This is a genomic window from Rhizobium sp. ZPR4 (assembly GCF_040215725.1).
In the GTDB taxonomy this organism is placed as follows: domain Bacteria; phylum Pseudomonadota; class Alphaproteobacteria; order Rhizobiales; family Rhizobiaceae; genus Rhizobium; species Rhizobium rhizogenes_D.
The window spans coordinates 577,491-601,119 of the sequence record NZ_CP157969.1; the positions used below are offsets into that span (position 1 = coordinate 577,491).

Annotated in this window: 22 protein-coding genes and 2 pseudogenes; 13 read left to right on the forward strand and 11 right to left on the reverse strand. The window is 59.6% G+C overall.

From position 1 onward, the window contains the following. The first annotated feature begins 48 nt into the window (after positions 1-48). From ABOK31_RS30495 to ABOK31_RS30505, 3 genes are all read left to right on the forward strand, one after another. A complete protein-coding gene (locus tag ABOK31_RS30495) occupies positions 49-486 on the forward strand; it encodes a curlin (RefSeq protein WP_174172711.1) in 438 nt (145 codons plus the stop codon). Positions 487-548: 62 nt separating this feature from the next. Further along, entirely contained in the window at positions 549-947 is a 399-nt protein-coding gene (gene csgH / locus ABOK31_RS30500) for a curli-like amyloid fiber formation chaperone CsgH (protein WP_174172712.1), read from the forward strand. Between the two features lie 173 nt (positions 948-1,120). Continuing rightward, a complete protein-coding gene (locus tag ABOK31_RS30505) occupies positions 1,121-1,534 on the forward strand; it encodes a curlin (protein WP_349962745.1) in 414 nt (137 codons plus the stop codon). 311 nt (positions 1,535-1,845) lie between these two features. Here ABOK31_RS30505 and ABOK31_RS30510 read toward each other — a convergent pair whose 3' ends face one another. Then, positions 1,846-2,766, reverse strand: coding sequence for a LysR family transcriptional regulator (locus tag ABOK31_RS30510; protein ID WP_349962747.1), 921 nt, complete (start codon positions 2,764-2,766; stop codon positions 1,846-1,848). 144 nt (positions 2,767-2,910) lie between these two features. Between ABOK31_RS30510 and ABOK31_RS30515 the strand changes: the two genes are divergently transcribed. Beyond that, positions 2,911-3,789, forward strand: coding sequence for an NAD(P)-dependent oxidoreductase (locus tag ABOK31_RS30515; RefSeq protein ID WP_349962748.1), 879 nt, complete (start codon positions 2,911-2,913; stop codon positions 3,787-3,789). Between the two features lie 184 nt (positions 3,790-3,973). On the opposite strand, the gene ABOK31_RS30520 is transcribed toward ABOK31_RS30515, so the two are convergent. Both ABOK31_RS30520 and ABOK31_RS30525 read right to left on the reverse strand, forming a co-directional pair. Beyond that, positions 3,974-6,019: an acyltransferase family protein gene (locus tag ABOK31_RS30520; protein WP_349962749.1), complete on the reverse strand. Its 2,046-nt coding sequence runs from the start codon at positions 6,017-6,019 to the stop codon at positions 3,974-3,976. 186 nt (positions 6,020-6,205) lie between these two features. Further along, a complete protein-coding gene (locus ABOK31_RS30525) occupies positions 6,206-6,940 on the reverse strand; it encodes a YoaK family protein (protein ID WP_349962751.1) in 735 nt (244 codons plus the stop codon). 328 nt (positions 6,941-7,268) lie between these two features. On the opposite strand from ABOK31_RS30525, the gene ABOK31_RS30530 reads away from it, so the two are divergent. From ABOK31_RS30530 to ABOK31_RS30565, 8 genes and pseudogenes are all read left to right on the forward strand, one after another. Further along, a complete protein-coding gene (locus ABOK31_RS30530; RefSeq protein ID WP_174172718.1) occupies positions 7,269-7,571 on the forward strand; it encodes a helix-turn-helix transcriptional regulator in 303 nt (100 codons plus the stop codon). Continuing rightward, on the forward strand, positions 7,568-9,589 hold the full coding sequence (gene hyfB, locus ABOK31_RS30535; protein ID WP_349962753.1) for a hydrogenase 4 subunit B: 2,022 nt from the start codon (positions 7,568-7,570) through the stop codon (positions 9,587-9,589). Before ABOK31_RS30530 ends, hyfB begins: the two co-directional genes overlap by 4 nt. Then, complete coding sequence (locus tag ABOK31_RS30540; protein ID WP_349962754.1) at positions 9,580-10,536, forward strand: NADH-quinone oxidoreductase subunit H; 957 nt, start codon at positions 9,580-9,582, stop codon at positions 10,534-10,536. The genes hyfB and ABOK31_RS30540 overlap by 10 nt, the downstream gene beginning before the upstream one ends. Further along, entirely contained in the window at positions 10,536-11,201 is a 666-nt protein-coding gene (locus ABOK31_RS30545; RefSeq protein WP_174172721.1) for a hydrogenase-4 component E, read from the forward strand. Before ABOK31_RS30540 ends, ABOK31_RS30545 begins: the two co-directional genes overlap by 1 nt. Then, positions 11,198-11,902 (forward strand): annotated as a pseudogene (locus tag ABOK31_RS30550) (proton-conducting transporter membrane subunit); the annotation flags it as partial. The gene ABOK31_RS30545 and the pseudogene ABOK31_RS30550, both read left to right, overlap by 4 nt. A gap of 5 nt (positions 11,903-11,907) precedes the next feature. Then, positions 11,908-12,297, forward strand: a pseudogene (locus ABOK31_RS30555) (hydrogenase expression protein HypE); the annotation flags it as partial. Positions 12,298-12,309: 12 nt separating this feature from the next. After that, positions 12,310-12,837 (forward strand): NADH-quinone oxidoreductase subunit B family protein, encoded by a 528-nt coding sequence (locus ABOK31_RS30560; protein ID WP_349962757.1) that lies wholly within the window; start codon positions 12,310-12,312, stop codon positions 12,835-12,837. A gap of 118 nt (positions 12,838-12,955) precedes the next feature. Continuing rightward, positions 12,956-13,981: a DUF4365 domain-containing protein gene (locus tag ABOK31_RS30565; protein ID WP_349962758.1), complete on the forward strand. Its 1,026-nt coding sequence runs from the start codon at positions 12,956-12,958 to the stop codon at positions 13,979-13,981. A gap of 743 nt (positions 13,982-14,724) precedes the next feature. Here the strand turns inward: ABOK31_RS30565 and ABOK31_RS30570 are convergent. Next, positions 14,725-15,459, reverse strand: a complete 735-nt coding sequence (locus tag ABOK31_RS30570; protein ID WP_349962760.1) for an SDR family oxidoreductase — start codon at positions 15,457-15,459, stop codon at positions 14,725-14,727. A gap of 148 nt (positions 15,460-15,607) precedes the next feature. Between ABOK31_RS30570 and ABOK31_RS30575 the strand changes: the two genes are divergently transcribed. Continuing rightward, positions 15,608-16,486, forward strand: coding sequence for a LysR family transcriptional regulator (locus tag ABOK31_RS30575; RefSeq protein ID WP_349962824.1), 879 nt, complete (start codon positions 15,608-15,610; stop codon positions 16,484-16,486). A gap of 173 nt (positions 16,487-16,659) precedes the next feature. On the opposite strand, the gene ABOK31_RS30580 is transcribed toward ABOK31_RS30575, so the two are convergent. From ABOK31_RS30580 to ABOK31_RS30610, 7 genes are read right to left on the reverse strand one after another with little or no spacing between them, the layout of a single operon-like run. Then, positions 16,660-17,415 (reverse strand): SDR family NAD(P)-dependent oxidoreductase, encoded by a 756-nt coding sequence (locus ABOK31_RS30580; protein ID WP_349962762.1) that lies wholly within the window; start codon positions 17,413-17,415, stop codon positions 16,660-16,662. Positions 17,416-17,430: 15 nt separating this feature from the next. Further along, the gene (locus ABOK31_RS30585) at positions 17,431-18,189 is read right to left on the reverse strand and encodes an SDR family oxidoreductase (RefSeq protein WP_349962764.1); all 759 of its coding nucleotides are present in this window, start codon (positions 18,187-18,189) and stop codon (positions 17,431-17,433) included. Between the two features lie 9 nt (positions 18,190-18,198). Further along, positions 18,199-19,233 carry a proline racemase family protein gene (locus ABOK31_RS30590; protein ID WP_349962766.1) on the reverse strand — a complete coding sequence of 345 codons (1,035 nt, stop codon included), beginning with the start codon at positions 19,231-19,233 and terminating at the stop codon, positions 18,199-18,201. Between the two features lie 12 nt (positions 19,234-19,245). Next, positions 19,246-20,721 (reverse strand): aldehyde dehydrogenase family protein, encoded by a 1,476-nt coding sequence (locus ABOK31_RS30595; RefSeq protein WP_349962768.1) that lies wholly within the window; start codon positions 20,719-20,721, stop codon positions 19,246-19,248. 34 nt (positions 20,722-20,755) lie between these two features. Continuing rightward, positions 20,756-21,994 carry an FAD-dependent oxidoreductase gene (locus ABOK31_RS30600; protein WP_349962770.1) on the reverse strand — a complete coding sequence of 413 codons (1,239 nt, stop codon included), beginning with the start codon at positions 21,992-21,994 and terminating at the stop codon, positions 20,756-20,758. Positions 21,995-22,050: 56 nt separating this feature from the next. Continuing rightward, the gene (locus ABOK31_RS30605; protein ID WP_349962771.1) at positions 22,051-22,929 is read right to left on the reverse strand and encodes a dihydrodipicolinate synthase family protein; all 879 of its coding nucleotides are present in this window, start codon (positions 22,927-22,929) and stop codon (positions 22,051-22,053) included. A 30-nt stretch (positions 22,930-22,959) separates the two neighbouring features. Further along, positions 22,960-23,625 (reverse strand): amino acid ABC transporter permease, encoded by a 666-nt coding sequence (locus ABOK31_RS30610; protein WP_174172734.1) that lies wholly within the window; start codon positions 23,623-23,625, stop codon positions 22,960-22,962. Positions 23,626-23,629: the final 4 nt, after the last annotated feature.

Consider the following 23,629-nt stretch of genomic DNA (forward strand, 5'->3'; position numbering starts at 1 on the left):
AAAGAAAGACGTTCAACCGCGGTCTTATCCGCCTGAGGAGACACAGTCATGATCCGCACGTCTTTCATTGCAACCGCACTCGTCGCTCTCGTTGGCTTTACCGCCGCAGTACCCGCCATGGCCAACGATGTGCGTATCGAACAATATGGCTGGTCGAATTCTGCCGGTGGTGCGCAGGAAGGATATGGAAACCGGATCAGGACCTACCAGAACGGCGGCTACAACCGGATTGTCGGCCATCAATATGGTCGCCACAACCTTTCGGCTATCGGCCAGGAAGGCAATGACAATTACGGCGCCACCTATCAGAACGGCGACCGCAATGTCGCCGGCATCGGCCAATTTGGCTCCAACCATACGACCATTCTTACCCAGGACGGCAATGGTAACATCGCGGCTGGCGTCCAGGTCGGCCATGGCTGCAGCGCCAATGTAAGCCAGGGCGGCAACGGCAATGTCGCGGCCTTCGTCCAGGCCTGCCCGTAAGCGGCTGTGCGATGGCGCAAAAGGTCGGAATTGCAACGGCAGACCACTAGGGGAGATGACCCATGCCAAATAGCGTCAAACATCCACGCCGCCTGATCGCCATTCTTGCGCTGGTTCTGCTTCCCGTCGGCGCGGTTGCGGCCATGACGACTGCCAACCAATCCGATGAGGCGCAGCTTTGCGAAATCAAGGCGACGCCTGGAGCAGGTATGGTGAGACTGGATGCACTCGTCCACGCCGACAGCCATGTCGGCGGGACCTACACCTTCCATGTCGAGAAATCAGGAGGCGGCGGAAGCTCCACGATCAACCAGAGCGGCGACTTTGAGGCCACAGCCGGACATCCGGCAATCCTCAGCTCCGTCTCGCTCGACTCCAAAGGAGCCGAATACAAAGCCACACTGGATGTCGTGATCGGGGACAAGAATTTCAGCTGCACGAAGCAGATCGGCGGCGACTAGTCGGTCTCTACGTTCTGCGAATCCCTTAAAAAGGACGCCGGTTTCCGGCGTCCTTTTGCTTTTGATCCGGCCGAAACGACTGAACGACAACTGAACGGGCAATTCCGACTGGGTTCAGCTTAAAGATGCGAAAGTTGATCATCGGCTAAGGCAGCCGGCCAATGGAGATCAGGATGACCCGCAATGTGTTTAAGATCCTTACCGTCACTCTTCTTGCCGGGAGCCTGGGACAAGCAGCCTTGTCTGTGCCAGCCTATGCCGGCGGCCGGATCTCGTTCAATCTCGCGCCTGATAATGCCGAGGATGCAGATCTTTTCTCAACCGGACTGCGCGTCTATTCGCTCTACCGCGGTCTGAAGGGCGCCAACATCCGGCAGCTGGGCCGGGATAACGCGGCTGGCATCGCTCAGGCTGGCCGTGGAAACCTCGGCTTCATCCGGCAGCAGGGCGATGGTCATTCCGCGACCTTGCGGCAGAACGGCAACAACAATGCCTATGGCATTTTCCAATATGGGCGAAATACGGAAACCGACGTGGTGCAGGATGGGGATAACGGCGTTGGTGCGACCTTCAGCTATGGCTGGTAAGGCAGTTCACGACAGTCCCGAGGCGGATTTCACGTTGTTTCATCAACGCCTGAACAAGGCGCTTGCCCGCCACTCAGGTAGAAGCCCCCATAGACAATTCCGGCGTTCCGGCGACGGTTCGACAGGATCTTTGCCCTGCGCATCGATCGTGACGCTCCCCACGTATTGCTGGTGCGGCTACACCGCCGCAAGGCCGAACCGCTACACGTGCTTGAGCAGCAGGAACCCACTCAACCCCGGCGCATCAGAAAACGATGGCCCGGATTTGAGGCAAGGCTACCTCACCTGCCGGCCCGTTGCGGACTCCCTGGTCAGCCAGCTTCCCGACGCGCGGCGATGATCAGAAATTCCATGAGGCTCTTCGCACCTTCGGACAGGCCGGAGCGCTCACCGTGAGATATATAGTAGCCGCGACCGGAGGTCAGAACTTCGCTTCCGATCCGCCGCAGGCTGCCCGACGCAACTTCGGCCCTTAGCAACCTGATGCTGCCGAGCGCGATGCCCTTGCCCTTAATCGCGTCCCCGATCGTTTGCGAATAGGTCGACAGCGTCTTATTGGGCCAAGCGTCGAAATCTGGGAATGAAACCCTCTGAAACCACACCCGCCAATCAACCCAATCGGGGGACGCGCGCTCGAAGTTCAACAGGGCCGGACGGCGATCCTGCGGGATTTCGTGTATCGACGACACACCATCAAAACGATCGGCGATCTCCGGAGAGGCCATTGGGGTCAGCTCTTCACCGAAAAGTCTCGTAGATATGCGGCCCGGCAGCGCGCCGTCACCATAGGTCACGGTGAGATCGTTGTCATGGTCGAACAGGTCCTGCGGGTCGTCGGATGTGATCACGCGGGTTGGGCAAGCATTCGACGACAAGCCGAAGTCGCGCAGATGCGGCGTCAGCCAGAACATGCCGACAGGCGTATTCGCACCGATCGACAGCGGCCGCCGCGCCTGGATCCGAAGCGTACTCAGACCCTGATGCAGGAATTCGAGCGTCATGCTCGAAGTCTGATAAAGCTTTTCGCCCAGCGGCGTCGGGCGCAGCCGATTGCCATCCCTGACGAACAGAGGTTCGCCCATCCACTCTTCAAGCTGTCGGATACGCTTGCTCACTGCCGCCTGAGACACGTTCATCTCGGCGGCGCTACGCCTGAAACCACCGGCCCGATAAGCAGCCTCGAAGAACAACAACGTGTCGAGTGGCGGCAGATTCAGACGATATCTCTTCATGAAGTGATAACCTGAGGTTCCTCATTAGGATGAAAATAAGCAAGGTTTACAGGCTGGCATGTCAACCTACAATCCGTGATGTCAACAACGTACAGGGATTGGAAAATGTCGCTACCGCACATCGGGTTTGTTGGATTGGGTAATATGGGTGGCCCAATGGCGCTCAGGCTGGTGGCTGCGGGATATCAAGTAACCGCGTTTGATCTCAGCCAGGAAGCGTTGGCCAGAGTTGTTTCGGCTGGTGCGATCGCTGCATCTTCGGCCAACGAATGCGCAGCCCAGGCTGATATTTTCCTCACCTCTCTTCCGAGGCCCGACCATGTCGAAAAGGTCATGTCGGGGGAAGGTGGCGCGCTTGCGAGCCTCAAAAGCGGTAGCATCTGGGTCGACCTGACGACGAACCGCAACGAACTTCTATTCCGCCTCAGGGATGAGGCACCCGAAAGCGTCAGCGTGGTCGATTCTCCCGTGACCGGAGCGGTCGACGGTGCCCGGAACGGCAAGCTGACGCTATTTGCCGGAAGTGACCATGCGACCTTCGGGCGCATCGAACCCGTGCTTGCCCATCTCGGCATGGTCATTCATTGTGGTGCTCTCGGAACAGGCAATGTCGTGAAGCTCGTGACCAACCAGCTCTGGTTCATTGCAGCGGCCGCCATCGGGGAAGGCTTTGCCACTGGCATGGCCAATGGAGTCGAACTCGGCACTCTCTGGCATGCGATCCAGAATAGTGTTGGCGACAGCTTTGTGGTCCGTCATGACGCGCCGTCGATCTTCGCTGGCCACTACGACCCCAGCTTTAGCCTCGACCTCTGCCTGAAGGACCTCCGCCTTATCCAGGAACTGAACCGGAATGTTCGATCTGCGATGCCGATGACAACGGCTGCGGAAGGAGCGTTCGCTTTGGCGGCAAGCCGCTACGGCGCGAACGCCGCCGAGCTTCATGTCGCCAAGCGCATCGAGGACGATGCCGGCCTTTCCATGCGCCTGGAAGGCAACTGGATACCTCACGGGGAAAAATAGCTGCGAGATAAGGCGGAGCCGCTGCTCGCGCTGTCTTCCCGTGGCTCGATCCGGCCAAAGACCTGTCCTTAATGCCAGCGGCACAATCCGTGAACAGCTCCCGGTCACGGCGATGCCCAGCCCAATGAGAAATTGGAAGCGCCTCACGGAGATGGGTTGAGGTCGGCACTGATCGCGCCCTGACTTAATCGACGAGTTTGGACAACGCAGGAATATAGAGAGGACTGAGGGTCGCTGCAAAAGTCGCCGTGAGGTGGTCAGCGTCCTTGTAGAGCGGCAGACCGTTCCGCACAGAATCGCAGCGACCGCTGCCACAAAGCAAAGGAAGCGGATCGATGATTGCAATCCCATACTTCGCAGCAAGGCGGGTCAGGATCGCATGCGAGAGCGCCTGCCGTTTCTCGATGTAGTCGAGCGGCGGCGCGACATCCATCGACGTGCCTCGCATCATCGCCTTGGCGATGGCTTCCGGCATGTAGCGACCCATTTCGGGAACATCCGACACCAGCACGACCCTGGTGCCCTGTTTGGTCAGGTCCGCGATCAGACGGTCCATTGCTTGGACGACGGATGCCGACCGATCCTCCAATGGAGGCGGCACCGACGGATCGAAATATGGCCCTTCGTTGGGCATTTCGGCATCGTGGACATATTTGGGCCAGTAAGCCACCAGGAAGACCAGCGGAATATGTTGTGCGGCAATTAGATCGCGCACCGCGCCGTTGAAGTCGCCACAGAGCTCGGTATCGCCGCGCGGCGTGAGCTGAACACCGGGCAAGGGCGGGCACGACGAATGTCCCGCGAAGAGCCCGGTGATGCCAACCTGTTTCGCAGCGGCATCGATGGCCGGCGCCATCGCACCGGAATGGGAATCACCCCAGACGAGAAAAGAGGGCTTCGCCGAGTTGTCAGGCCCGAGCGGGCAAAGCTTGCCTGCACGAATCCCTGCAGCCGAGCGCCCCGCCGTATCGGATTCGGCAAAGCACGGCGGCAGGCTGAAGCGGCTCTGATCATAGGTGGAAGCATAGACCCGCTGCACATCCGCCGGCAGTCGCCCCGGTACGCCACCGTGATGAGCGACATAATCTCCCAATCCGGCAATGGCGATCACGACGGTCAGCGCGCTGGCAAATAGCGGCATGCGCTTTACATGGCTACCGCGTCCACGGAACGGCCGCTCGATGAAGCGCCATGAGATGATGGCCATGGCGACAGACGTCAGAACGATCAGGCTGCCTTGCATCAGCGAAAGCTCTCGTCCCGTCACCTCCCGGCTGAAGACGATGAGCGGCCAGTACCAGAGATAAAGGGAATAGGAGATCAGCCCCACGAACACCATGGGTCGCGATTGCAGAATTCTGCTCGCTGGCCCGAGCTCGTCTCGCGCGTGAATCACCAGCGCCGCACCAAGACAGGGTATCAAGGCTGCCGGGCCTGGAAAGAGTGTCCGGTCGCTAAACCCGACGATGGCAATCGCGATCAGAAGCACACCGGCAGTGGCCAGCCCTGCTCGCACCTTGGGCTGCTTTGGCATCGGTAGGACACCGAAGGCCAACAGCGCTCCAAGGAGCAGCTCCCATGCGCGAAATTGCAGCAGATAAAATGCGTCAGGCTGAGATCGGAACAGCGTCCAGGTGCTTGCCATGAATGAGACGGCCAGTAATCCAGCCAGGATCGGCGCGACATACCGTTGCGCAAATCGGTTGACGACCAGCAATAGCAAAGGAAACAGAATGTAGAACTGCTCTTCGACCGCCAGGGACCAGGTGTGCAGCAGCGGCTTCATCTGCGCACCGATATCGAAATATCCGCTCTCCTTGTCGAATTGAATATTCGATGTGAACAGGGATGCGGCCTTCAAACTGCGAGCGAAATAGGCAAATTCGGCCGGCATCAGCAGAAACCATGCCGCAACCGAAGATGTGGCCAGGACAGCAAACAATGCCGGGAAAATCCGACGGACACGGCGCTCGTAGAATTGAACGAGACTGAACTCGCCCTTTGCGATCTCGCTTGAAATCAGCGATGCCATCAGGAAGCCGGAGATGACGAAAAACACGTCGACGCCGACGAAACCGCCACCAAAGCCGGGGATGCCCGCGTGGTAGAGAACGACGGGAATGATAGCCAGAGCCCGCAGGCCGTCGATGTCCCGACGATACGCAAGGCCGCTCGGCCCATGTCCGAAGTTTGGCGCTGGAGATAATGAGCGCCGAAGAACAAGATTCAAATTCAACTCTCCAAACCTGCCGATGTGCGCATACAGCCGCAACGTGTCTTTTTTGGGCAAATAGCGTCATCGACTGACGTTAAGCTGAAAATCCCCGGCTTTGGCTTGCGATCATGGAACCGCTAGGAGGTTTCCGGTGACGATTCCGAGGCCAATACCCCTGTGCCGCTGAGACAAAATCAATCGTCAATAGCTCTCATGGGGAACAAGCACCCTCCTTGCCCGTAAGATTGCGTCAAGTGCGATTGCGACCAGGGCAGCGGCGGCCAGCAGGAGAAGATAGCCGCCGATGGCTCGATACACGAACACTCCCAGGACACCGCCAAGGAGGAATGAAACAATCGTGTAAAGATGCAATCGGAGTTTGCCCAGATTGTGCCGCGCCTCCGAAGGCTGCTCACGCCCACGCAAGGCGTCCAGGGCAACGGCCAGCTCGATGCCTATATCCGTTGCCATCCCGGAAACATGCGTGGTGCGAACCCGGGCGTCCGAGATGCGGGTGACGACCGCGTTCTGAAGGCCCATCAGGAATGCAAGCCCGAGGACGAGAACCGGAGTGCGCCAGGCAGCAAGCAACCAGAGATCCGCGCAGCCAAGCGCGGCAAGTAAGATAGCCTCGGTCAGAATACTGTAAGCATAGATCGCATGAATATTGCGCCGGCGACCGGCGTTGACAATCAGCGTTGACGCCGCCGCACCCAAGATGAAGGCAATTACAATCCCGCCGTAAAACAGGCTAGACAGCCACTGTCCCTCGGCAAGGTGATCGGACAGCGTCGATACATTGCCCGTCATGTTGGCCGAGAAGAAGCCGACAGCGTAGAAGGCCGATGCATTCAATGCGCCGGCGATTGCCGCCAGGCAAGCCGCCAGCCGGCGGTCAATTTTCTCGTTGCGATGAGTGCCTTGTCTTACAAGCATGCGAGTTACTTCTGGCGGATACGGATCGGGGACATCGGAAGCCTTTGCTCTTTCCCGGAATTCAGGCCGAACATCTTTCCGAACCTGAACCAGAAACCGTCAAGCTCTCCTCCATTCCCGGCGTTGCGAGATTGGGTTGTGGCGATTTCCATGAAGGCCAACTGTCCGAAATGATGACGATTTGTCTTACTACTCGGCAGGGCGTTCTCACAAGTGAGCTTTTGGCTTTGTGTGAAGATGCCGCATCATAAATGTGATTTGATACATCAGTAAGCATGCGCTAAACTGCTAACATCAGAGCTTATGAAGCATAAGTGATGGTTCCGCCATGATCACCGCCGCACAGATGCGTGCCGCAAGAGCCCTTCTTGGTATAGATCAGCGCCAACTCGCGGAATTGGCGGGGGTATCCGTTCCGACAATCCAACGGATGGAGGCAAGCCCCGACGTCGTGCGCGGCAATGTTGATTCCCTGATGCGATTGCTGGCGGCTTTAAGCGAAGCCGGCATTGAGGTGATCAACGAAGGCGCGGTCAGCCCGGATGGAGGGCGCGGCGTCAGGCTGAAGACCAAGCGGTCGGAGAGCGGGGCGCCGGGATTGCCCGGACGAGGAACGGGACCTCGCTCATGATCTCCCTGGCCGCGATCCTGCTGTGCTCGGTCTTCCTGTTTGCAACGGCAATTCTTGCGGTTTGCATCGCCCGATCGAAACAGGCAACGAAGCTCATCTATGGCCTAAGTTTCGGTCTGTCGGCAATCGCCTTTGCCGTAGCGATCGGCGCGCTCGCCACGGTGGTTTCTCCCAATACCGCATCTACGCTCGTGCTTCCGATCGGCCTGCCGTGGCTCGGCAGTCATTTCCGTCTGGATGCGCTATCCGCCTTCTTTCTAACCGTCGTCAATTTCGGCGGCATGCTTTCGAGCGTGTATGCGCTCGGCTACGGCCGCCACGAACATGCGCCGCACCGGGTGCTGCCGTTCTTCCCGGCCTTTGTCGCCGGCATGAATCTCGTGATCCTTGCGGATGACGCCTTCACCTTCCTGATGTCCTGGGAGTTCATGTCGCTCGCCTCCTGGGCACTCGTGATGGCCCATCATCGCGATACCGGCAACCGGAAAGCCGGCTATCTCTATATCGTCATGGCGAGTTTCGGCACGCTCACTCTCCTGCTCGCCTTCGGTCTGCTTGCGGGACCGGACGGCAATTACAGTTTCGCTACGATGCGTGCCGCCGACCATGCGCCGCTGACCTCGGGCTTGGTGCTCGTTTTGCTGTTGATCGGCACTGGATCCAAGGCCGGACTGGTGCCCTTGCATGTCTGGCTGCCGCGAGCGCATCCGGCCGCCCCCAGTCATGTTTCCGCGCTCATGAGCGGTGTCATGACCAAAGTCGCGGTATACGGCTTCATCCGCGTGGTCTTCGATCTCCTCGGCGCGCCGGCATGGTGGTTCGGCATCGTCGTTCTGGCGATCGGCGGCATCACCGCGGTTCTTGGCATTCTGCACGCGCTGATGGAGAGCGACCTCAAGCGTCTGCTTGCGTATAGCACCATTGAAAATATCGGCGTCATCTTCGTCAGCCTCGGTCTGGCGCTTGCGTTCAGGGCGAACGGCATGGGGCTGGCGGCGGCTTTAGCGCTGACCGCCGCGCTATTCCATATTCTGAACCATTCCTTCTTCAAGAGCCTGCTTTTCTTTGGCGCCGGCGCCGTGCTGACGGCAACCGGGGAACGGGACATGGAAAAACTCGGTGGCCTCATCCATCGCATGCCGGTGACCGGCCTGGTTTTTCTCGTTGGCTGTGTTGCCATCTCGGCTCTTCCTCCCTTCAATGGTTTCGTTTCCGAATGGCTGGCATTTCAGGCTGTCCTGCAGAGCCCGGCCCTGCCGCAATGGGGATTGAAGCTGCTGGTGCCGGCCGTAGGCGGCCTGCTCGCCCTTGCCGCGGCCCTTGCAGCTGCCTGCTTCGTCAAGGTGTTCGGCGTGACGTTTCTTGGCCGTGCCCGCAGCCTGCCGGCCGAACGGGCGATGGAAGTCGATCGCTTTTCGCTCGCCGCCATGTCGATGCTGGCCTTCCTTTGCCTTGCCGCCGGCATCCTGCCGGGGGTCGTCATCGATGCACTCGCACCGCTGACGCTTTTGCTGATCGGCCAGCGGATGCCGGTGCAGACGGACATTCCGTGGCTGTCGATCGTGCCGATCGCCGAAGCTCGCAGCTCCTATAACGGCTTGCTCGTTTTCCTCTTCATCGTCTTTTCGGCGTCGCTCACGGCCTATCTCGTCCACCGCTTTGGCTCGCGGCGTATTCGACGAGCGCCGGCCTGGGATTGCGGCTTTCCGGTGAATAGCCCGGCAACGCAATATTCCGCCAGCAGTTTCGCCCAGCCCATCCGGCGCGTCTTCGGCACGCTGATCTTTCGCGCGCGCGACCGCGTCACCATGCCGTCACCCGGCGATCTCCGACCCGCACGGTTCGCCCTGGAAATGCACGATTATATCTGGGAAGGTCTCTACCTGCCCATCGTCGGCGCCGTCGGCTTTGCGGCCGAAAAACTCAACTATCTGCAATTCCTGACCATCCGGCGCTATCTGAGCCTGGTCTTCATAACGCTCGTCCTCCTGCTTCTGGTACTGGCGCTATGGTCATGATATCTGCCCTTTTCGCCCAGGCCCTCCAGATGTCGCTCGTCGTGCTGCTGGCGCCGCTGCTGACGGGCGTCGTGCGCATGTTCAAGGCGCGGCTGCTGCGCCGGCGTGGGCCTTCTCCGATACAGCCCTATCGCGATCTTGTCCGGCTTCTGCGCAAGGAGGCGGTCGTTGCGGAGAATGCGTCCTGGCTGTTCAGGGCAGCGCCTTATCTGATCTTCGCCGCGACATGGGTGGCTGCCGCCATCATCCCCACCTTCGCCACCGGCCTCCTCTTCAGCTGGACCGCGGACCTGATCGCCATCATCGCGCTGCTTGGCAGCGCGCGATTTTTCCTGGCGCTCGCCGGCATGGATGTGGGCACCAGCTTCGGCGGCATCGGCTCGAGCCGCGAGATGATGATTGCGACACTGGCCGAGCCGTCGATGCTGCTCATCATCTTCACGCTTGCCCTGGTGGCCGGCTCGACGCAGCTTTCTGCCATCACCGCCTTCATGACCTCGCCGCAGGTCGGCTTGCGTGTTTCGCTGGCGATCGCGCTCATCGCCCTCATCATGGTCGCGATCGCCGAAAATGCCCGTATCCCCGTCGACAACCCCGCGACACATCTGGAATTGACCATGGTGCACGAAGCCATGGTGCTCGAATATTCCGGGCGGCACCTCGCCATGATCGAGCTTACGGCGTCGCTCAAGCTCTTGCTCTATATTTCGCTGATCGCCTGCCTGTTCGTTCCCTGGAAGCTGGTCGCTTTCGGGGCCGGGCCGGTTGCCTACCTGGTCGGATTGTCCGCCTATCTTGCCAAGTTGGCGGCGGGTGGCGCCCTGCTTGCGCTCTTCGAAACCGCGACCGCCAAGATGCGCGTTTTCCGCGTGCCGGAATTCCTCGGCGCCGCGCTGATGCTCGGTCTGCTCGCCGCCCTGTTGCGTTTCGTGTCGAGGGGCCTGTGATGACCGGGTCGGTCTTCGACATCGCTCACATGCTTGCCGGCGGCCTGGTACTCGTCAGCATGATGATGCTTTATCAGGATCGGCTTTATGCGCTGCTGAACGTCTTTGCGCTGCATTCGCTGGTACTGACGCTGTCGGTTGCCTGGCAAGCTCTTGTCCAGGATGCACCGCATCTCTTCGTGACCGCGGCGATCGCTCTCATTTTCAAGGCGATTATCATTCCTGTGGTGCTGCATCGCATGATCCGCCAGCTCGGCATCCATCGCGAGATAGAGACTGTCGTCGGCGTCGGTCCCACCATGCTCGTCGGCCTGGGACTGGTGGCCCTGGCAACGGTGGTCATGCTGCGGGTGACGCCATCGGCCGATCCGATCGCGCGCGAAGATCTTGCCTTTGCCCTGTCGGTCCTGTTGCTGGGACTGCTGATCATGGTCACGCGCCGCAATGCCGTCAGCCAGGTCGTCGGCTTCATGTCTCTGGAAAACGGATTGGTGCTGGCGGCGACCGGCGCCAAGGGCATGCCACTGGTGGTGGAGATCAGCGTCGCCTTCTCGATCCTGATCGCCTTCATCGTCATCGGCGTCTTCCTGTTCCGCATCCGCGAGCGCTTCGACACGGTAGACGTCCGGGCGCTTGACGATTTCAAGGGGAGGCGACGGAAGTGAACGCCCTCTCCTCCTCCATCCTCGGCTTCGACGCTGTGACGGCCGTCCTCGTCGTACCAATCGCCGCTGCTGCTCTTCTGGCACTCCTCCCCGGCTACCGCATGACGGCGCGGCTGAACATAGTCGCGAGCCTTTTGACACTGCTTGCAGCGCTTTTGCTTTTCTTCAGCGCTCGGCTGCCACCGGGCCGATATCTGCTCGTGGACGATCTCAACATCGTCTTCATCGTCCTCAATGCCTTCGTCGGCTTCACCACCAGCGTCTTCAGTGCCGGCTACATCGCCCATGAACTTGAGATCGGCCGTCTCACGCCCGCCAACCTGCGATTCTACCACGCGATGTATCAGGTCATGATGTTTGGTATGAACCTCGCGTTCGTGTCGAACAATATCGGCCTGATGTGGGTGGCGGTGGAACTTGCAACGCTGACCACCGTACTGATGGTCGGCATCTACCGCACCCATGAAGCGCTTGAAGCGGCCTGGAAGTATTTCATCCTTGGAAGCGTCGGGATTGCTTTCGCGCTGTTCGGCACCATCCTCGTCTACCTGGCCGCTCAATCCGTCGTCGGCACCGGCTACGACGCCATGATCTGGACGACGCTGGTGGAACACGCCGCCGGCTTCGATCCGGCTCTTCTCAACCTCGCCTTCATCTTCCTGCTGCTCGGCTATGGCACCAAGGTCGGACTGGCGCCGCTCCTGCCTATCCACCCTACGGCGAATTGACCTTCGATGTACCGCTGCTCAACGACGGCGACGTAAACGCCCGGATATGGATTCGCATTCGCGAAGTCGAGCAGATCCTGTCGCTCATCGAACAGATTCTCGACCGGCTGCCGGGCGGCCCGGTTCTTTCCGATGTTTCGCCTGTCAATGAATCCAGAGAGGGTGTGGCTCTTGTCGAAGGATTCCGCGGTGACATCCTGGCATGGCTGCGCCTCACGCCTGAGGGCAGGATCGAGCGCTGCCATCTGCGCGATCCGTCCTGGTTTCAGTGGCCGCTGCTGGAGGCTGCGATCAAGGACAATATCGTCGCCGACTTTCCGCTCTGCAACAAATCATTTAACTGCTCGTATTCGGGGCACGACCTGTAAGGGCAGCAAGCTATGCGCAAGCTCCTGTTCGAAAGCCTGATCCGGCCGCCATTGACGGAACCTGCACCCGTCAGCGCCAATGCGGCAGTCGAGGAGCTCGCGGCCGCAGTGGATAGTAAAGCGCGCCGCAGGCTCGGCCGCAGTCTGGCGATACGCGCCGTCGACGCCGGATCCTGCAACGGTTGCGAACTCGAAATGCATGCTTTGAGCAATGCCTTTTATGATATCGAACGGTTTGGCATCCGTTTCGTGGCCTCGCCCCGTCATGCCGACGTGCTCATGGTCACCGGCCCCGTGACCAGGAACATGGCTGAAGCCCTCGAACGGACATATAATGCCACGCCGGAACCCAAATGGGTCGTGGCGTTGGGCGATTGCGCGCGCGATGGCGGTTGCTTTGCCGGGAGCTATGCCGTGGTCGGCGGGGTTTCGAAGATCGTGCCCGTCGACTTGCACATTCCCGGCTGCCCGCCTTCACCAATCGATATCCTCAAAGGCTTGCTGGCGCTGCTTGACCATGTAAGCGAGGGGAGCGGCTAGAGCATGATACCGAAAAGTGTGAGCGATTTTGCGCCCGGAATTGCGTGAAAACAAGGAGATAGAGCATTTTCGTAACTCCGTTTGAAACGGAAATGCTCCAGTTTGACGGCAAGGTTCGATGACTGGACGTCTACGGTCAGTTATTCCTGCAATCGCCGCGGCTGCGGTGGCAATGTATCGCTTCATCGCACCGACCGGTCGTGTGAAGCTATCGCGACGACGTCGGCGCCTCATGGGCACGAGCGCCTTTCATAAAGATCCCGCCATCATTGCAGCCATCGACGCCGTCGAGAAGGTGTTTATCCGAGACTTCAAATGGTCTTTCCGCCGGATATCATACCCGCAGGAGAGCGGCATTGATGCTCGCGCCGAGATTCTCGATAACGGATGGTCCGCCGGCCGCTTTCTGCCGATGCAGATCAGGCCGGCTCCGCCAGAACGGGACGACTGCGGCAATTACATCCATCAAGTTCAGACGTGCGATCTGGGTTACTGGACGGCACATTCCTTATCGGTTTGCGTGATCCTCTTCGACCCGGACAGCGGCAATGTTGCGTGGCAATGGGCTGCGGCAACAGACGGCGACCATGGAAATGCGGAGACGCTGCTAGCCGTTCCAGCGTCGAACGTCCTGGATGCATCCGCCAGACTGAGCTTCGAGGAGGCCGTCTTACCGAATCCGCAAATATTGCTGCGCTCTGCATTCGCCGTCGATCGTGCCTTGATGGAAAGAATTGCCGATGAAGGGGCGATATTCATTTGGGACGAATGGGGCGATTTCTCCCCAATCTTCGGCAATTTGCGCGTCCTTATGGGTAAGGATGAGCCGGAGATACAAGTCGATTATCGCATTCGGGCGCATAACCTCCACGAATTGATGGTCCAGCTCTTCCCTTGGGCATGTTATTCCTATGCTGAGCCGATCAAGGAATACTCCGGCGAAGTGGCGGTGCATGTGCTGGAGGTCGCACTTCGGCCGGAAGCCCAGGCCTATCTGGAAGCGGAAGAGTTTCTGGATGCAGGCTATCCCGAAGAGCAGGATCCCCCATTGCCGGAGACGGAAGATTATATGACCGCCGAGGAAGAGGCTGCCTTTTGGCGAAGCAGGACAGGATCGCATGGCTCCGATGAGTGGGAAAATTGAATGAGCCACGATGCCGCTTGGCAGTTAGATGTAAGACTCGCGTGTCAACAAAATCATATAGTTATCGCTGCACACAATTTGAGAACTGGCAATTGAGTTGAGAAAGCCGCTCGGACTTTGCCACCTTGTTTGAGATTCATTCCCGTCATACGCGGACTGCTTGTGCTGATCAATGACACTGGCCCAGTCCCTGAGGTCATCGGTGCGGACACGTAAGGTCGGCCATTGGATGATGACCGAAATGGCCTTGTCGCAAACTCCCGGTTAATGAAGCGTCCTAGTCAAGGCGTGTACGGGCAGCGCTCACCAAGTGAAACGAGGACCGAAAGAGCCATAGGAGCCCGGTGCCGACCCGCTTGGATCTAGCTGATTATCTCGTTGGACTCTCTCCATCCATCGCCGACGATCGGCCGCTTTGTCTTTGGCGTTGGCCGGATCTGTTGATTTGCTCGCGGTTACGCGGCCAGATTGACCGCCAGTTCCACCGACTGTCGAGCAGGAAACAAGGAAAATAGCGGGAAAAATAATCAGGATACCTAAGGCCGTCGGCCTCGTGAGCCCGGAGTAGATCGGCTGCGTAGACATTCCTAATGCTTTCTTTGACCATCCGTCATAAAGGGGGATGTTATTCGATTTCGCATCGAGTGGAAACTAGAGGCTATTCGGATTTGCGTTGTGATGGGCAGCAATTCGGTCCGCCGGGCCGTACCAATCCCGCCAGCTTGATGTAGAGCGCACTTCGGTCACCCCATCCGCCATCCTCCATTCACTGAAACTACAGTTCCAGTCACAAACGATCCCGCCTCCGACGCGAGCCAGAGAACGGCACCGGCTATATCGTCAGGCGTCCCTGCACGGCCCAGCGGGGTTGCCGCGACGATCTCGGAAACACGATCATCCGACCAATTCTCGGTGAAACCGGTACCGGCGATGAAGCCGGGCGCTATCGCATTTGCGGTAATGGCACGCGGCGCCAGTTCGCGAGCCAGAGCATAGGTCAGACCATGCAAACCAGCCTTCGACGCTGCATAGGCCAAGCTGCCGGCCCGACTCCCTCCGGTTTGTGCGCCGATCGAGCTGATATTGATGACGCGACCGCCGGGATTGGCAAGTTTTGGCGCAGCAATCAGTGTGGAGAGGAAACTCCCCTTCAAATTGGCGTCGATAGCGGCATCCCAACCCTGCTCCGCCTCGTTGACCGGGGTCGTAAGGCTGACCGGACGAACGAAGCCTGCGGCATTTACAAGAACGTCTATACGAGCGAAATCCGCAAACGCGCGTTCCACTTCATTTCGGTTGCCGACGTCGGCACGACGCCATTGTGAGGATGGGCCGAGGCGATCCGCAGCCTGCACCAGCCGGTCCTTGTTGCGTCCGACGATCACCACTGTGCAGCCGGCCTTCACCAGCGATGCGGCCACACCAAATCCTATGCCACTTGCACCCCCAGTTACGATCGCGATCTTTGCTTCCGCCATCTCGGCACCTCACGTGAATTAAATCTTTCCAAGGATGAAGCAGAGATCATGATATGTCGAATATGCTTTATCATGTTGTTTGATATGTTATATATATTGCATGCTCAGTCTCCGCCAATTCCAGCAATTTCTTGCCGTCGCCGAAACCATGAGCTTTCGCCGCGCCGCGGAAAGGCTCAGCATGGCGCAGCCGCCACTCACGACAGCCATCCGTCAGATGGAAGAGGAGCTTGGCGTGCGCCTGTTCGAGCGCACCAACAGAATTACCGGCCTAACCCCAGCCGGCGAAGTTTTGCGTGAGGAAGCACAGCGGACAATCGCTCAAGCGGAGCGCGCAATGACCTTGACAAAGCGCGCTGGCGAAGGCGCCATCGGAACGTTGCGTATCGGTTTTGTCGCCAGTTCCATCCACCATCTGGTGCCGCAGATCATCGCCGGCTTTCGACGGGACAATCCCTCGATCGTGTTGGAACTGGAAGAGGCCACATCCGCGCGACAGATTGCATCCATTATCGCCGATCAGACGGATGTCGGCCTTGTGGCGCTGCCGATCCCTGCCAGCGCGGAAATGCTGATGGCGACGAAGGTTTTGCTGGAGAGCCGACTTGTGGCCGCAATACCAGCCGATCATCCTTTGGCATCGGAACCGCTGTTTCCGCTTGCCGCCCTGGCGGGGGAATCGTGGATCCTCTTTCCAGAAAGCGAAGGACCGGGACTCTATTCAACGATCATGCGGGCATGCTTCGAAGCAGGATTTTCACCGCGTGTCGAACAGCGTGCCGTACAGATGGAAACTATAATAGGCCTGGTGGCCGCCGGTCTCGGCGTGTCTTTGGTGCCTGAAGCGTTCCTGTCGTCCAGGCACGAGGGGGTAGCCTTTCGGAATCTCGATGGTGAGGGCACGCCCATACCTTACAAAGTTGGTTTGGCGTGGCGAAGCAGCCAATCTTCGCCCGTCCTTTCTTCCTTCCTGCGTTTCGTGGAGCAACTCCGGCAAAGCGGCTCCTTGAGGCAGACAGCAGTTTGACAACCACTTTGATTTCCAGCTCGGCACCAAATCAACCAACGATCTCAGCCGCCGTCCGAAGGATGTGCGAGCTCTTGAAAGAATCCGAACCGGCGCTCCGTAAGATACTTCTAGCGCAGAATGTAAATTCCCCGAGTAAGGATACCGGACGCAGATTCAGGATTTCTCGCGCCCTAAGCGACCGCCTGAGCGCCGGTGATCTCGACCAGAGAGCCGCAGATGAAGGCGGCCTCGTCTGACGCCAGGAATGCAACCAGTGCGGCGACTTCTTCGGGCTTGCCGATGCGTCCGAAAGGCACGAGCATGTCCAGGTCCGCGATCGTGCGGCCGGATCGCCTTACGCCTGCTTCCAGCATTGGCGTGTGGATCTCGCCCGGGCAGACTGCGTTGACCCGAACCTTGTCTGGCGCATAGTCTCGGGCCAGATTCTGGGTGAATGCCGCAACGGCTGCTTTCGTCGTGTTGTAGGCAATGTGGTTCGGTGCGGGATAGAGCCCCCATTGCGAAGCCGTGTTGACGATCGCCCCGCCCTCGGCCGCAATCATGTGCGGAAGTACGGCACGGCATAGGTGGAACATCGAATCGAGATTGACCGTAAAACTGATGTCCCAATCCTCATCCGACAAGGACAGCAGATTGCCGCGCCGGTTGATGCCGGCATTGTTGACGAGGATATCGATACGGTTTCGCAAGCCGAATGCCTGCTCCACGAGATTGAAGCACGCGTCCTTCCTTGCAATATCCGCCGCGATCATCGTCGCGGTGCCTCCCTCGGCCTTGATACCGTCAACGACCTGATTAGCGGCCTCGGCGTTCACGTCCGTCACGATGACGAGTGCCCCTTCGCTTGACAAGCGCCTGGCGATGGCCGAGCCGATCCCTCCGCCGGCTCCTGTAACGATCGCAACCTTGCCCTCAAAACGCTTCATGGGAATCATCTCCATTTATCGAATATAGCTTCCACCGTTGACATCGAGCGTCGCCCCGTTCAGCGACGCCTGGCTCGGGCGCAGGACGAATGCGACGAGTTCAGCCACTTCCGACGGCGCGGCCATTTCACCGATCGGAATATCCGCAACCGCGGCGGCCTTCCCATGCGCGGCGATAAAATCTTCCGCCATGTCCGTGCGTACCCAGCCGGGAGCGATCGCAACCGCGGTCACACCTTCGCCACCGAAACTGCGAGCGATCGACTTCGTCAGATTGACGAGTGCCGCCTTGGTCGCCCCATAGGGCATCGCATCGGCTGCGTAACCGCGCTGTCCGGCCCGGCTGGCGATGTTGACGATACGGCCACCGCCATTTGCCTTAAAATGAAGGATCGCATTCTTGCAAAGGTCGGCGGCGGCGAAAAAATTGATCTGAAACTCCCTCTGCCACACCGCTCGCCAATCGGCCTGCGAGGCATTGATGGACACTTCCGTCCGGATTCCCGCGTTGTTGACGAGTCCGTTCACACGTCCGGCAATGTCGACCGCCCCTCGCCAGAGTTCGAACGGCCCTTCCGCCGTAGAGAGGTCGGCCTGGATGATCCAACCGCGACCGCCGATGCGCGCCAGCAAGGCTTCTGCTCCCGCCCTGTCCCGGCCGAAGTGAATGATCGGTCTTGCGCCTTCTGCAGCAAGGCACTCGACAATCGCGGCGCCTATTCCGCCGGATGCTCCGGTGACCAATACGGTCTGTCCTTCAAGTGATCTGTCCATGATTGCCTCTCACCGCAACAGGTCGACCTGCGGTCCCCATGTATCGGAGAGCGCGAAGCCGGCCGCGAATGGATCGTTTTCCGAAAGGCGCAGTTGCGAGCGGCCGTAGACATAGCCGCGGCCGGTGATGCGCGGAAGGATCGCCTTGCGGCCGCCGACCTGCGTTTCGCCGATCACCTCGGCCTTGAACTCTCCTCCAATGATCGAACGCGACGTGCGGATATCGCCGACCGAGACGACGCCTCTTGCGTAAAGGGCGGCAAGATTGGCGGAGCTACCGGTTCCGCAGGGCGAGCGATCGACGCGGCCGGGCTGCAGGGTCGTGCAGGTTCGAACTGCCCCATCCGTCTCCATGTCACGGAACATGACATAGGCAATTTCGGTGATGCCCGGCAGCGTCGGGTGAGCGACCTTGATCTGCTCCCCCACCAGGCGCTTCAGCTCGATGCCGGCTTCAGCCAGCGCGCGCGCATTTCCCGGTTCTATTTTGAGCCCGATCTGGTTCGCATCGACCAGCGCATAGTAAACGCCGCCGAAGGCGACATCGATCTTGATCCGTCCCCAGACAGGCGTTTCGACGTCGTGGTCGAGCAATTCCGCGAAACTTGGCACATTGTCGAGGCTCACGCCGACACAGCGGCCGCTCTCGCACCATGCGCGGGCGACGATCAGACCGGCCGGGGTGTCCAGCCGAACCACGGTCTCCGGCTCGCGCATCGATATACGGCCGCTTTCCAGAAGAGCCGTGACCACACAGATGCAGTTGCTGCCCGACATGGGATGCGCACGGTCGGCCTGCAGCACAATGAATCCGGCATCGGCGTCAGCGCGCGTCGGAGCGACGAGCAGGTTGACGGACATGGCGACATTGGCGCGCGGCTCGAAAGTGACGAAACGCCTGAGGCTATCGTCGACCGTATTGATGTGGTTCATCTTGTCGAGCATCGTTGCACCGGGAATGTCCGGAGCACCGTCAACGAGGACGTGGCCAAGCTCGCCCTGGCAGTGAACGAGCAGCAATTCGAGAGATTTGTCGAAACGCATCCGATCGCGCCTTTACTTGATGTACCAGCCCCAAGGCTTGTCGGTGACATATTTGGTGATCTGCTTGGTCTCGAGATAATTTTCGAGACCCCAGCGGCCAAGCTCGCGGCCAATTCCGGATTCCTTGTAGCCACCCCATGGCGCCTCGGTGAAGGTGGGCTGGGAGCAATTGATCCAGACGATGCCTGCCCGGAAGGCTGCTGCGACGCGCTCGGCACGAGCTTCGTCCTTCGACATGACGGCGGCAGCCAGGCCGAAACGGGAATCGTTCGCAAGCTCGATCGCTTCCTCTTCGGTCTCGAAGGGCCGGATGCACACGACGGGGCCGAATATCTCCTCAACCCAGGCGTCGCTGTCGAGCGGAACATCCGTCAATATTGTCGGGCGAAGATAATAGCCTTTATCGAACCCTTCCGGCCGCGTTCCGCCGCATGCGACAGTCGCCCCAGCCTTCCGCGCACCCTCGATCGCGGCAACGACCTGCTCGTACTGGCGCTTGGAAACCAGCGGCCCCAGCAGGGTGCCCTCTTCCAGGCCGTTTCCGATCTTGATCTTATTCGTCTCCTCGATCAGGCGCGCAAGAAGGCATTCGTAAATCGCTTTCTGCACGAGAACGCGCGACGTTGCCGAGCAAACCTGGCCCTGGTTCCAGAAGATGCCGAACATGATCCATTCCACTGCCTCGTCGATATCGGCATCTTCGAACACGACGAATGGCGACTTGCCACCGAGCTCAAGGCTCACGCGTTTGATGTCGCGGGCAGCCGCAGCCATGATCTTGGAGCCCACGGGGCCCGAGCCTGTGAACGCCAGCTTGTCGACGCCCTTGTGGTCGATGATGGCCTGTCCGGCGATCGAACCGGAGCCCGTAAGGATGTTCAGGACCCCCGGAGGTAGCCCGGCCTTATCGGCGATGGCAGCGAGCTCCAATGCGGTCAGCGACGTCAGCTCGGCGGGCTTGAGGATGACCGTGCAGCCGGCTGCCAACGCAGGAGCAACTTTCCAGGCGGCCATCAACAGCGGATAGTTCCAGGGAATGATCGCACCCGCGACGCCGATGGGCTCCTTGACTGCCCTGGAAGCAAAGCGGTCGTCGGCGAGCGTGATGATTTCCTCCGGATTGTTATCGAGCTGCTCGGCAAGGCCGGCATAGAAATCGAAGCATCCTGCCGCATCGGCGGTGTCCCAGTCGGCCTCCGGGAAGGGTTTGCCATTATCCAGAACCTCCAATCGGGCAATGTCGGCCTGACGGGCGCGAATACCGCTGGCGATAGCCCTGAGATATTGCCCCCGTCGGGCACCGGAGAGCTTCGGCCATCCATCCTTGTCGAAGGCACGGCGAGCGGCCTTCACAGCGGCATCGACATCCTCGGCCGTCGCTGCGGCGATCGTCTGTATGACCTCTTCGGTGGCCGGGTTGACGACGTCGCACGTGCCGCCCTTGATTGGCTTCACCCATCGTCCGTCGATATAGAGTTCTCTTCGCATGTTCTTCCCTCTTTGCTTGCCGTGGCCGCCTGGCTCAAAACCGGTCGACGCGATAGGGTTTCATGTCCACGGGCGGTTCGACGCCCGTGATGAGGTCCGCCATCAACCGGCCGGTCGTTGCTGCATAGGTCAAGCCGAGATGTCCGTGACCTGTCGCGTACCAGACGTTCCTGCGCTTGGCCGACCGTCCCATGACCGGAACCGTGTCGGGCAGAGCCGGGCGATGTCCCATCCATTCACTCGTCTGTTCGGCTCGGAGCTCCGGCAGTGCCTCCTTGGCGCGTTTGACCAGCACCTTGGCGCGGCGATAATCCGGCGGCGCATCGAGGCCTGCCATCTCCACCGTGCCGCCAACCCGTATCCCGCCCGCCGTCGGCGTCACCATGAAGGCCCGCGCCGGCCAGATGATCGAATGGCGCATGGAGATGTGCGGCGCCATGATTTGCGTGTGATAGCCACGTTCGGTTTCGAGCGGGATATGTTCGCGCAGCAGCGCCGAAAGGCGGGCGGTGAAGGCGCCGGCGGCGAGCACGAAGCCGCCCGCTTCGATCCTGCGCCCGTCCTTTGTTCTGAGCGCCTTAACGCAAGCATCTGCCTGCTCGAACCCCGCAACTTCGGCCTGTTCGATGCGCCCACCGAGGGCTTGGAATTTTTCCGACAGGGCAACGACCAGTTCGTGAGGATCGGCAATCGAGCGGTTGTCGGGAAAAAGCGCGGCCTTGCCGATCTTCGTGGTCAGCGCCGGTTCGAGATCGCGGATGGCATTGCCACCAAGAATTTCGTGCCGGAAACCAAAGCGTTCGAGCATTTCGATATGCTCGCGGTCGGCCCGAAACTCGGCCTCGTCGCTATAGAGGCTGAGACATCCCTCTGCGCTCAGCATGTGCTGAAGGCCGGTCGCCTTGAGGAGTGCCTCCAGATCCTCGTGGGCACGTGTGCACAGCGTCGCGCCGGCGTCTTCAAGCTCCCTCAGCTTCGATGGACGGCTTGCAGCCACAAAGCGCAAAAACCAAGGGATCAGCCGCGGCACATAGGAGGGCCGGATGCGAACAGGCCCTTCGGGATCAAGAAGCCATTTGGGCATCTGCGCCCAGATACCCGGACGCGAGGCCGGCATGAATTCCGTCACCGCGATGCTCGCCATGTTGCCGTAGGAAGCACCCTGCCCCGGCGCATTCCTATCGATGAGCACGACGGATTGGCCGCGGCGCTGCAACTCGTAAGCAAGGCTGGTCCCGATAATGCCGGCGCCGACGACAATGATTGAAGCCACTTCATTTCCTCAAAAATGCGTATCGAGGCGCCACCGCACCTCGATATTCGATCTGCTCACCAATTCAGGATGGGTTGCATGGCGGCCCTGAACTCAGCCTTCTCCTCGGCCGTCAGTTCGCCGAGGGGTGCGCGGCTGTTGCCAACGGCCAAGCCTTGAAGCTCGCAGCCATATTTGACCTTCTGCACGAACTTGCCGCTCTCGAGGATGTTCATCGCGCGATAGAGCACGATCATCTTCTCGCGTGCGGCGGCGAGATCACCTGAGCGGAAGGTTCGATCAAGATCGACACAGGCCTTTGCCATACAATTGGCCGGCCCGCAGATCCAGGCGTCGGCACCCCAGAACATGAAGTCGAGAGCGATGTCGTCCGAGCCGGAGATCAGGTCGATGCGACCCTTGTAACGGGAATGGATGTCGATCGCGCGCTGGAGGGAGCCGGAGCTTTCCTTGATGCCGAGAACACGAGGATCGTCCGCGAGCGCATCGAGGATATCGAAACCGATCTCGACGCCGTCCTTGTAAGGATAGCTATAGAGCACAAGGTTGATATTGGTGGCATCGAGCACATTGCGAAAATGCGCGAGCAGTTCGTCCTGCGTCGGGCGCGTATAGAAGGGCGTCGCCAGCAAAACCGTGTCGTAGCCGATCTCCTTGGCCCGAAGCGTGTTTTCGATGACTTCACGGCTTGCAGGCGCGTTCGTGCCGGCGATCAGGGCTTCGCCTTCCCTGGCAAAATCCTTGACGAACCTCAAGACATCGTCACGCTCCTCGTTCGACAGCGCGGAATATTCACCGGTCGATCCCATAGGGACCCATCCGGTCACTCCGGCGGCGCGCAGCGCCGTGAGATGCCGTTCGAAGGCTTTGAAATCGACCTTGCCGTTCGCGTCGAAGGGGGTGATGAGCGCAGGCATGACGCCGGACAGTTTCATGAAGGTCTCCTGTATGTGAAGCGATTGCGTTTAGATGGCGAGTTTCTTCAGGATGCGCGCCTCGATGAGCGAGACGGCTCGCGTCAGCGGAAATGCGATGACGAAATAGATCAGGGCGACGACCGTCAGCACTTCGACGGGCCTTGCCGTGTTGTTCGAGATGTTTTGGCCGACGAACATGAGGTCCGCCATCCCGACGGCGGAAACCAGGGCGCTCTCCTTGAACAGGCTGACGCAGTTCGACAGCAGCGTCGGGATCGCGCGCAACACGGCCTGCGGCAGCACGACATTGATGATCTGGATATTGCGGGGAAGTCCGAGCGCAACGCAGGCATCCAGTTGCTCAGGCCCGATCGACTTCAGGCTGGCACGGAAAGTCTCGCTGGTGATCGCACCCATGTAGAGGGTTAGCGCAATCACACCCGACGCAAGGTTCGACAGTTCGACACCAAGCAACAGCGGCAGGCAAAAGAAGATCCAGAAGAGCTGAATGAGGACCGGTGTGCCGCGAAAGAACTCGACATAGATACTGGAGACAGCCCTTAGCGCCATGTTGCGGGAGGTTCTGACAAGGCCCACCAGAAATCCGAGAGAGCATCCGAGCACGATGCAGATGACTGTCAATTTGACGGTCATCCAAAGACCGAGCAACAGCGCGTGCTCGAAGCGGAGAAGGATCGAGAAGTCGAGCGTCATCCTG

What these genes read in the sequence shown, in the direction of transcription:
- ABOK31_RS30585 (WP_349962764.1), bottom strand. Translation starts at nt 18,189, where the DNA reads ATGGACAGATCACTTGAAGGACAGACCGTATTGGTCACCGGAGCATCC.
- ABOK31_RS30545 (WP_174172721.1), top strand. Translation starts at nt 10,536, where the DNA reads ATGACCGGGTCGGTCTTCGACATCGCTCACATGCTTGCCGGCGGCCTG.
- ABOK31_RS30510 (WP_349962747.1), bottom strand. Translation starts at nt 2,766, where the DNA reads ATGAAGAGATATCGTCTGAATCTGCCGCCACTCGACACGTTGTTGTTC.
- ABOK31_RS30595 (WP_349962768.1), bottom strand. Translation starts at nt 20,721, where the DNA reads ATGCGAAGAGAACTCTATATCGACGGACGATGGGTGAAGCCAATCAAG.
- ABOK31_RS30575 (WP_349962824.1), top strand. Translation starts at nt 15,608, where the DNA reads ATGAGCTTTCGCCGCGCCGCGGAAAGGCTCAGCATGGCGCAGCCGCCA.
- ABOK31_RS30525 (WP_349962751.1), bottom strand. Translation starts at nt 6,940, where the DNA reads ATGCTTGTAAGACAAGGCACTCATCGCAACGAGAAAATTGACCGCCGG.
- ABOK31_RS30605 (WP_349962771.1), bottom strand. Translation starts at nt 22,929, where the DNA reads ATGAAACTGTCCGGCGTCATGCCTGCGCTCATCACCCCCTTCGACGCG.
- ABOK31_RS30495 (WP_174172711.1), top strand. Translation starts at nt 49, where the DNA reads ATGATCCGCACGTCTTTCATTGCAACCGCACTCGTCGCTCTCGTTGGC.
- ABOK31_RS30590 (WP_349962766.1), bottom strand. Translation starts at nt 19,233, where the DNA reads ATGCGTTTCGACAAATCTCTCGAATTGCTGCTCGTTCACTGCCAGGGC.
- hyfB (WP_349962753.1), top strand. Translation starts at nt 7,568, where the DNA reads ATGATCTCCCTGGCCGCGATCCTGCTGTGCTCGGTCTTCCTGTTTGCA.
- ABOK31_RS30565 (WP_349962758.1), top strand. Translation starts at nt 12,956, where the DNA reads ATGACTGGACGTCTACGGTCAGTTATTCCTGCAATCGCCGCGGCTGCG.
- ABOK31_RS30515 (WP_349962748.1), top strand. Translation starts at nt 2,911, where the DNA reads ATGGGTGGCCCAATGGCGCTCAGGCTGGTGGCTGCGGGATATCAAGTA.
- ABOK31_RS30530 (WP_174172718.1), top strand. Translation starts at nt 7,269, where the DNA reads ATGATCACCGCCGCACAGATGCGTGCCGCAAGAGCCCTTCTTGGTATA.
- ABOK31_RS30505 (WP_349962745.1), top strand. Translation starts at nt 1,121, where the DNA reads ATGACCCGCAATGTGTTTAAGATCCTTACCGTCACTCTTCTTGCCGGG.
- csgH (WP_174172712.1), top strand. Translation starts at nt 549, where the DNA reads ATGCCAAATAGCGTCAAACATCCACGCCGCCTGATCGCCATTCTTGCG.
- ABOK31_RS30610 (WP_174172734.1), bottom strand. Translation starts at nt 23,625, where the DNA reads ATGACGCTCGACTTCTCGATCCTTCTCCGCTTCGAGCACGCGCTGTTG.
- ABOK31_RS30580 (WP_349962762.1), bottom strand. Translation starts at nt 17,415, where the DNA reads ATGAAGCGTTTTGAGGGCAAGGTTGCGATCGTTACAGGAGCCGGCGGA.
- ABOK31_RS30560 (WP_349962757.1), top strand. Translation starts at nt 12,310, where the DNA reads ATGCGCAAGCTCCTGTTCGAAAGCCTGATCCGGCCGCCATTGACGGAA.
- ABOK31_RS30540 (WP_349962754.1), top strand. Translation starts at nt 9,580, where the DNA reads ATGGTCATGATATCTGCCCTTTTCGCCCAGGCCCTCCAGATGTCGCTC.
- ABOK31_RS30570 (WP_349962760.1), bottom strand. Translation starts at nt 15,459, where the DNA reads ATGGCGGAAGCAAAGATCGCGATCGTAACTGGGGGTGCAAGTGGCATA.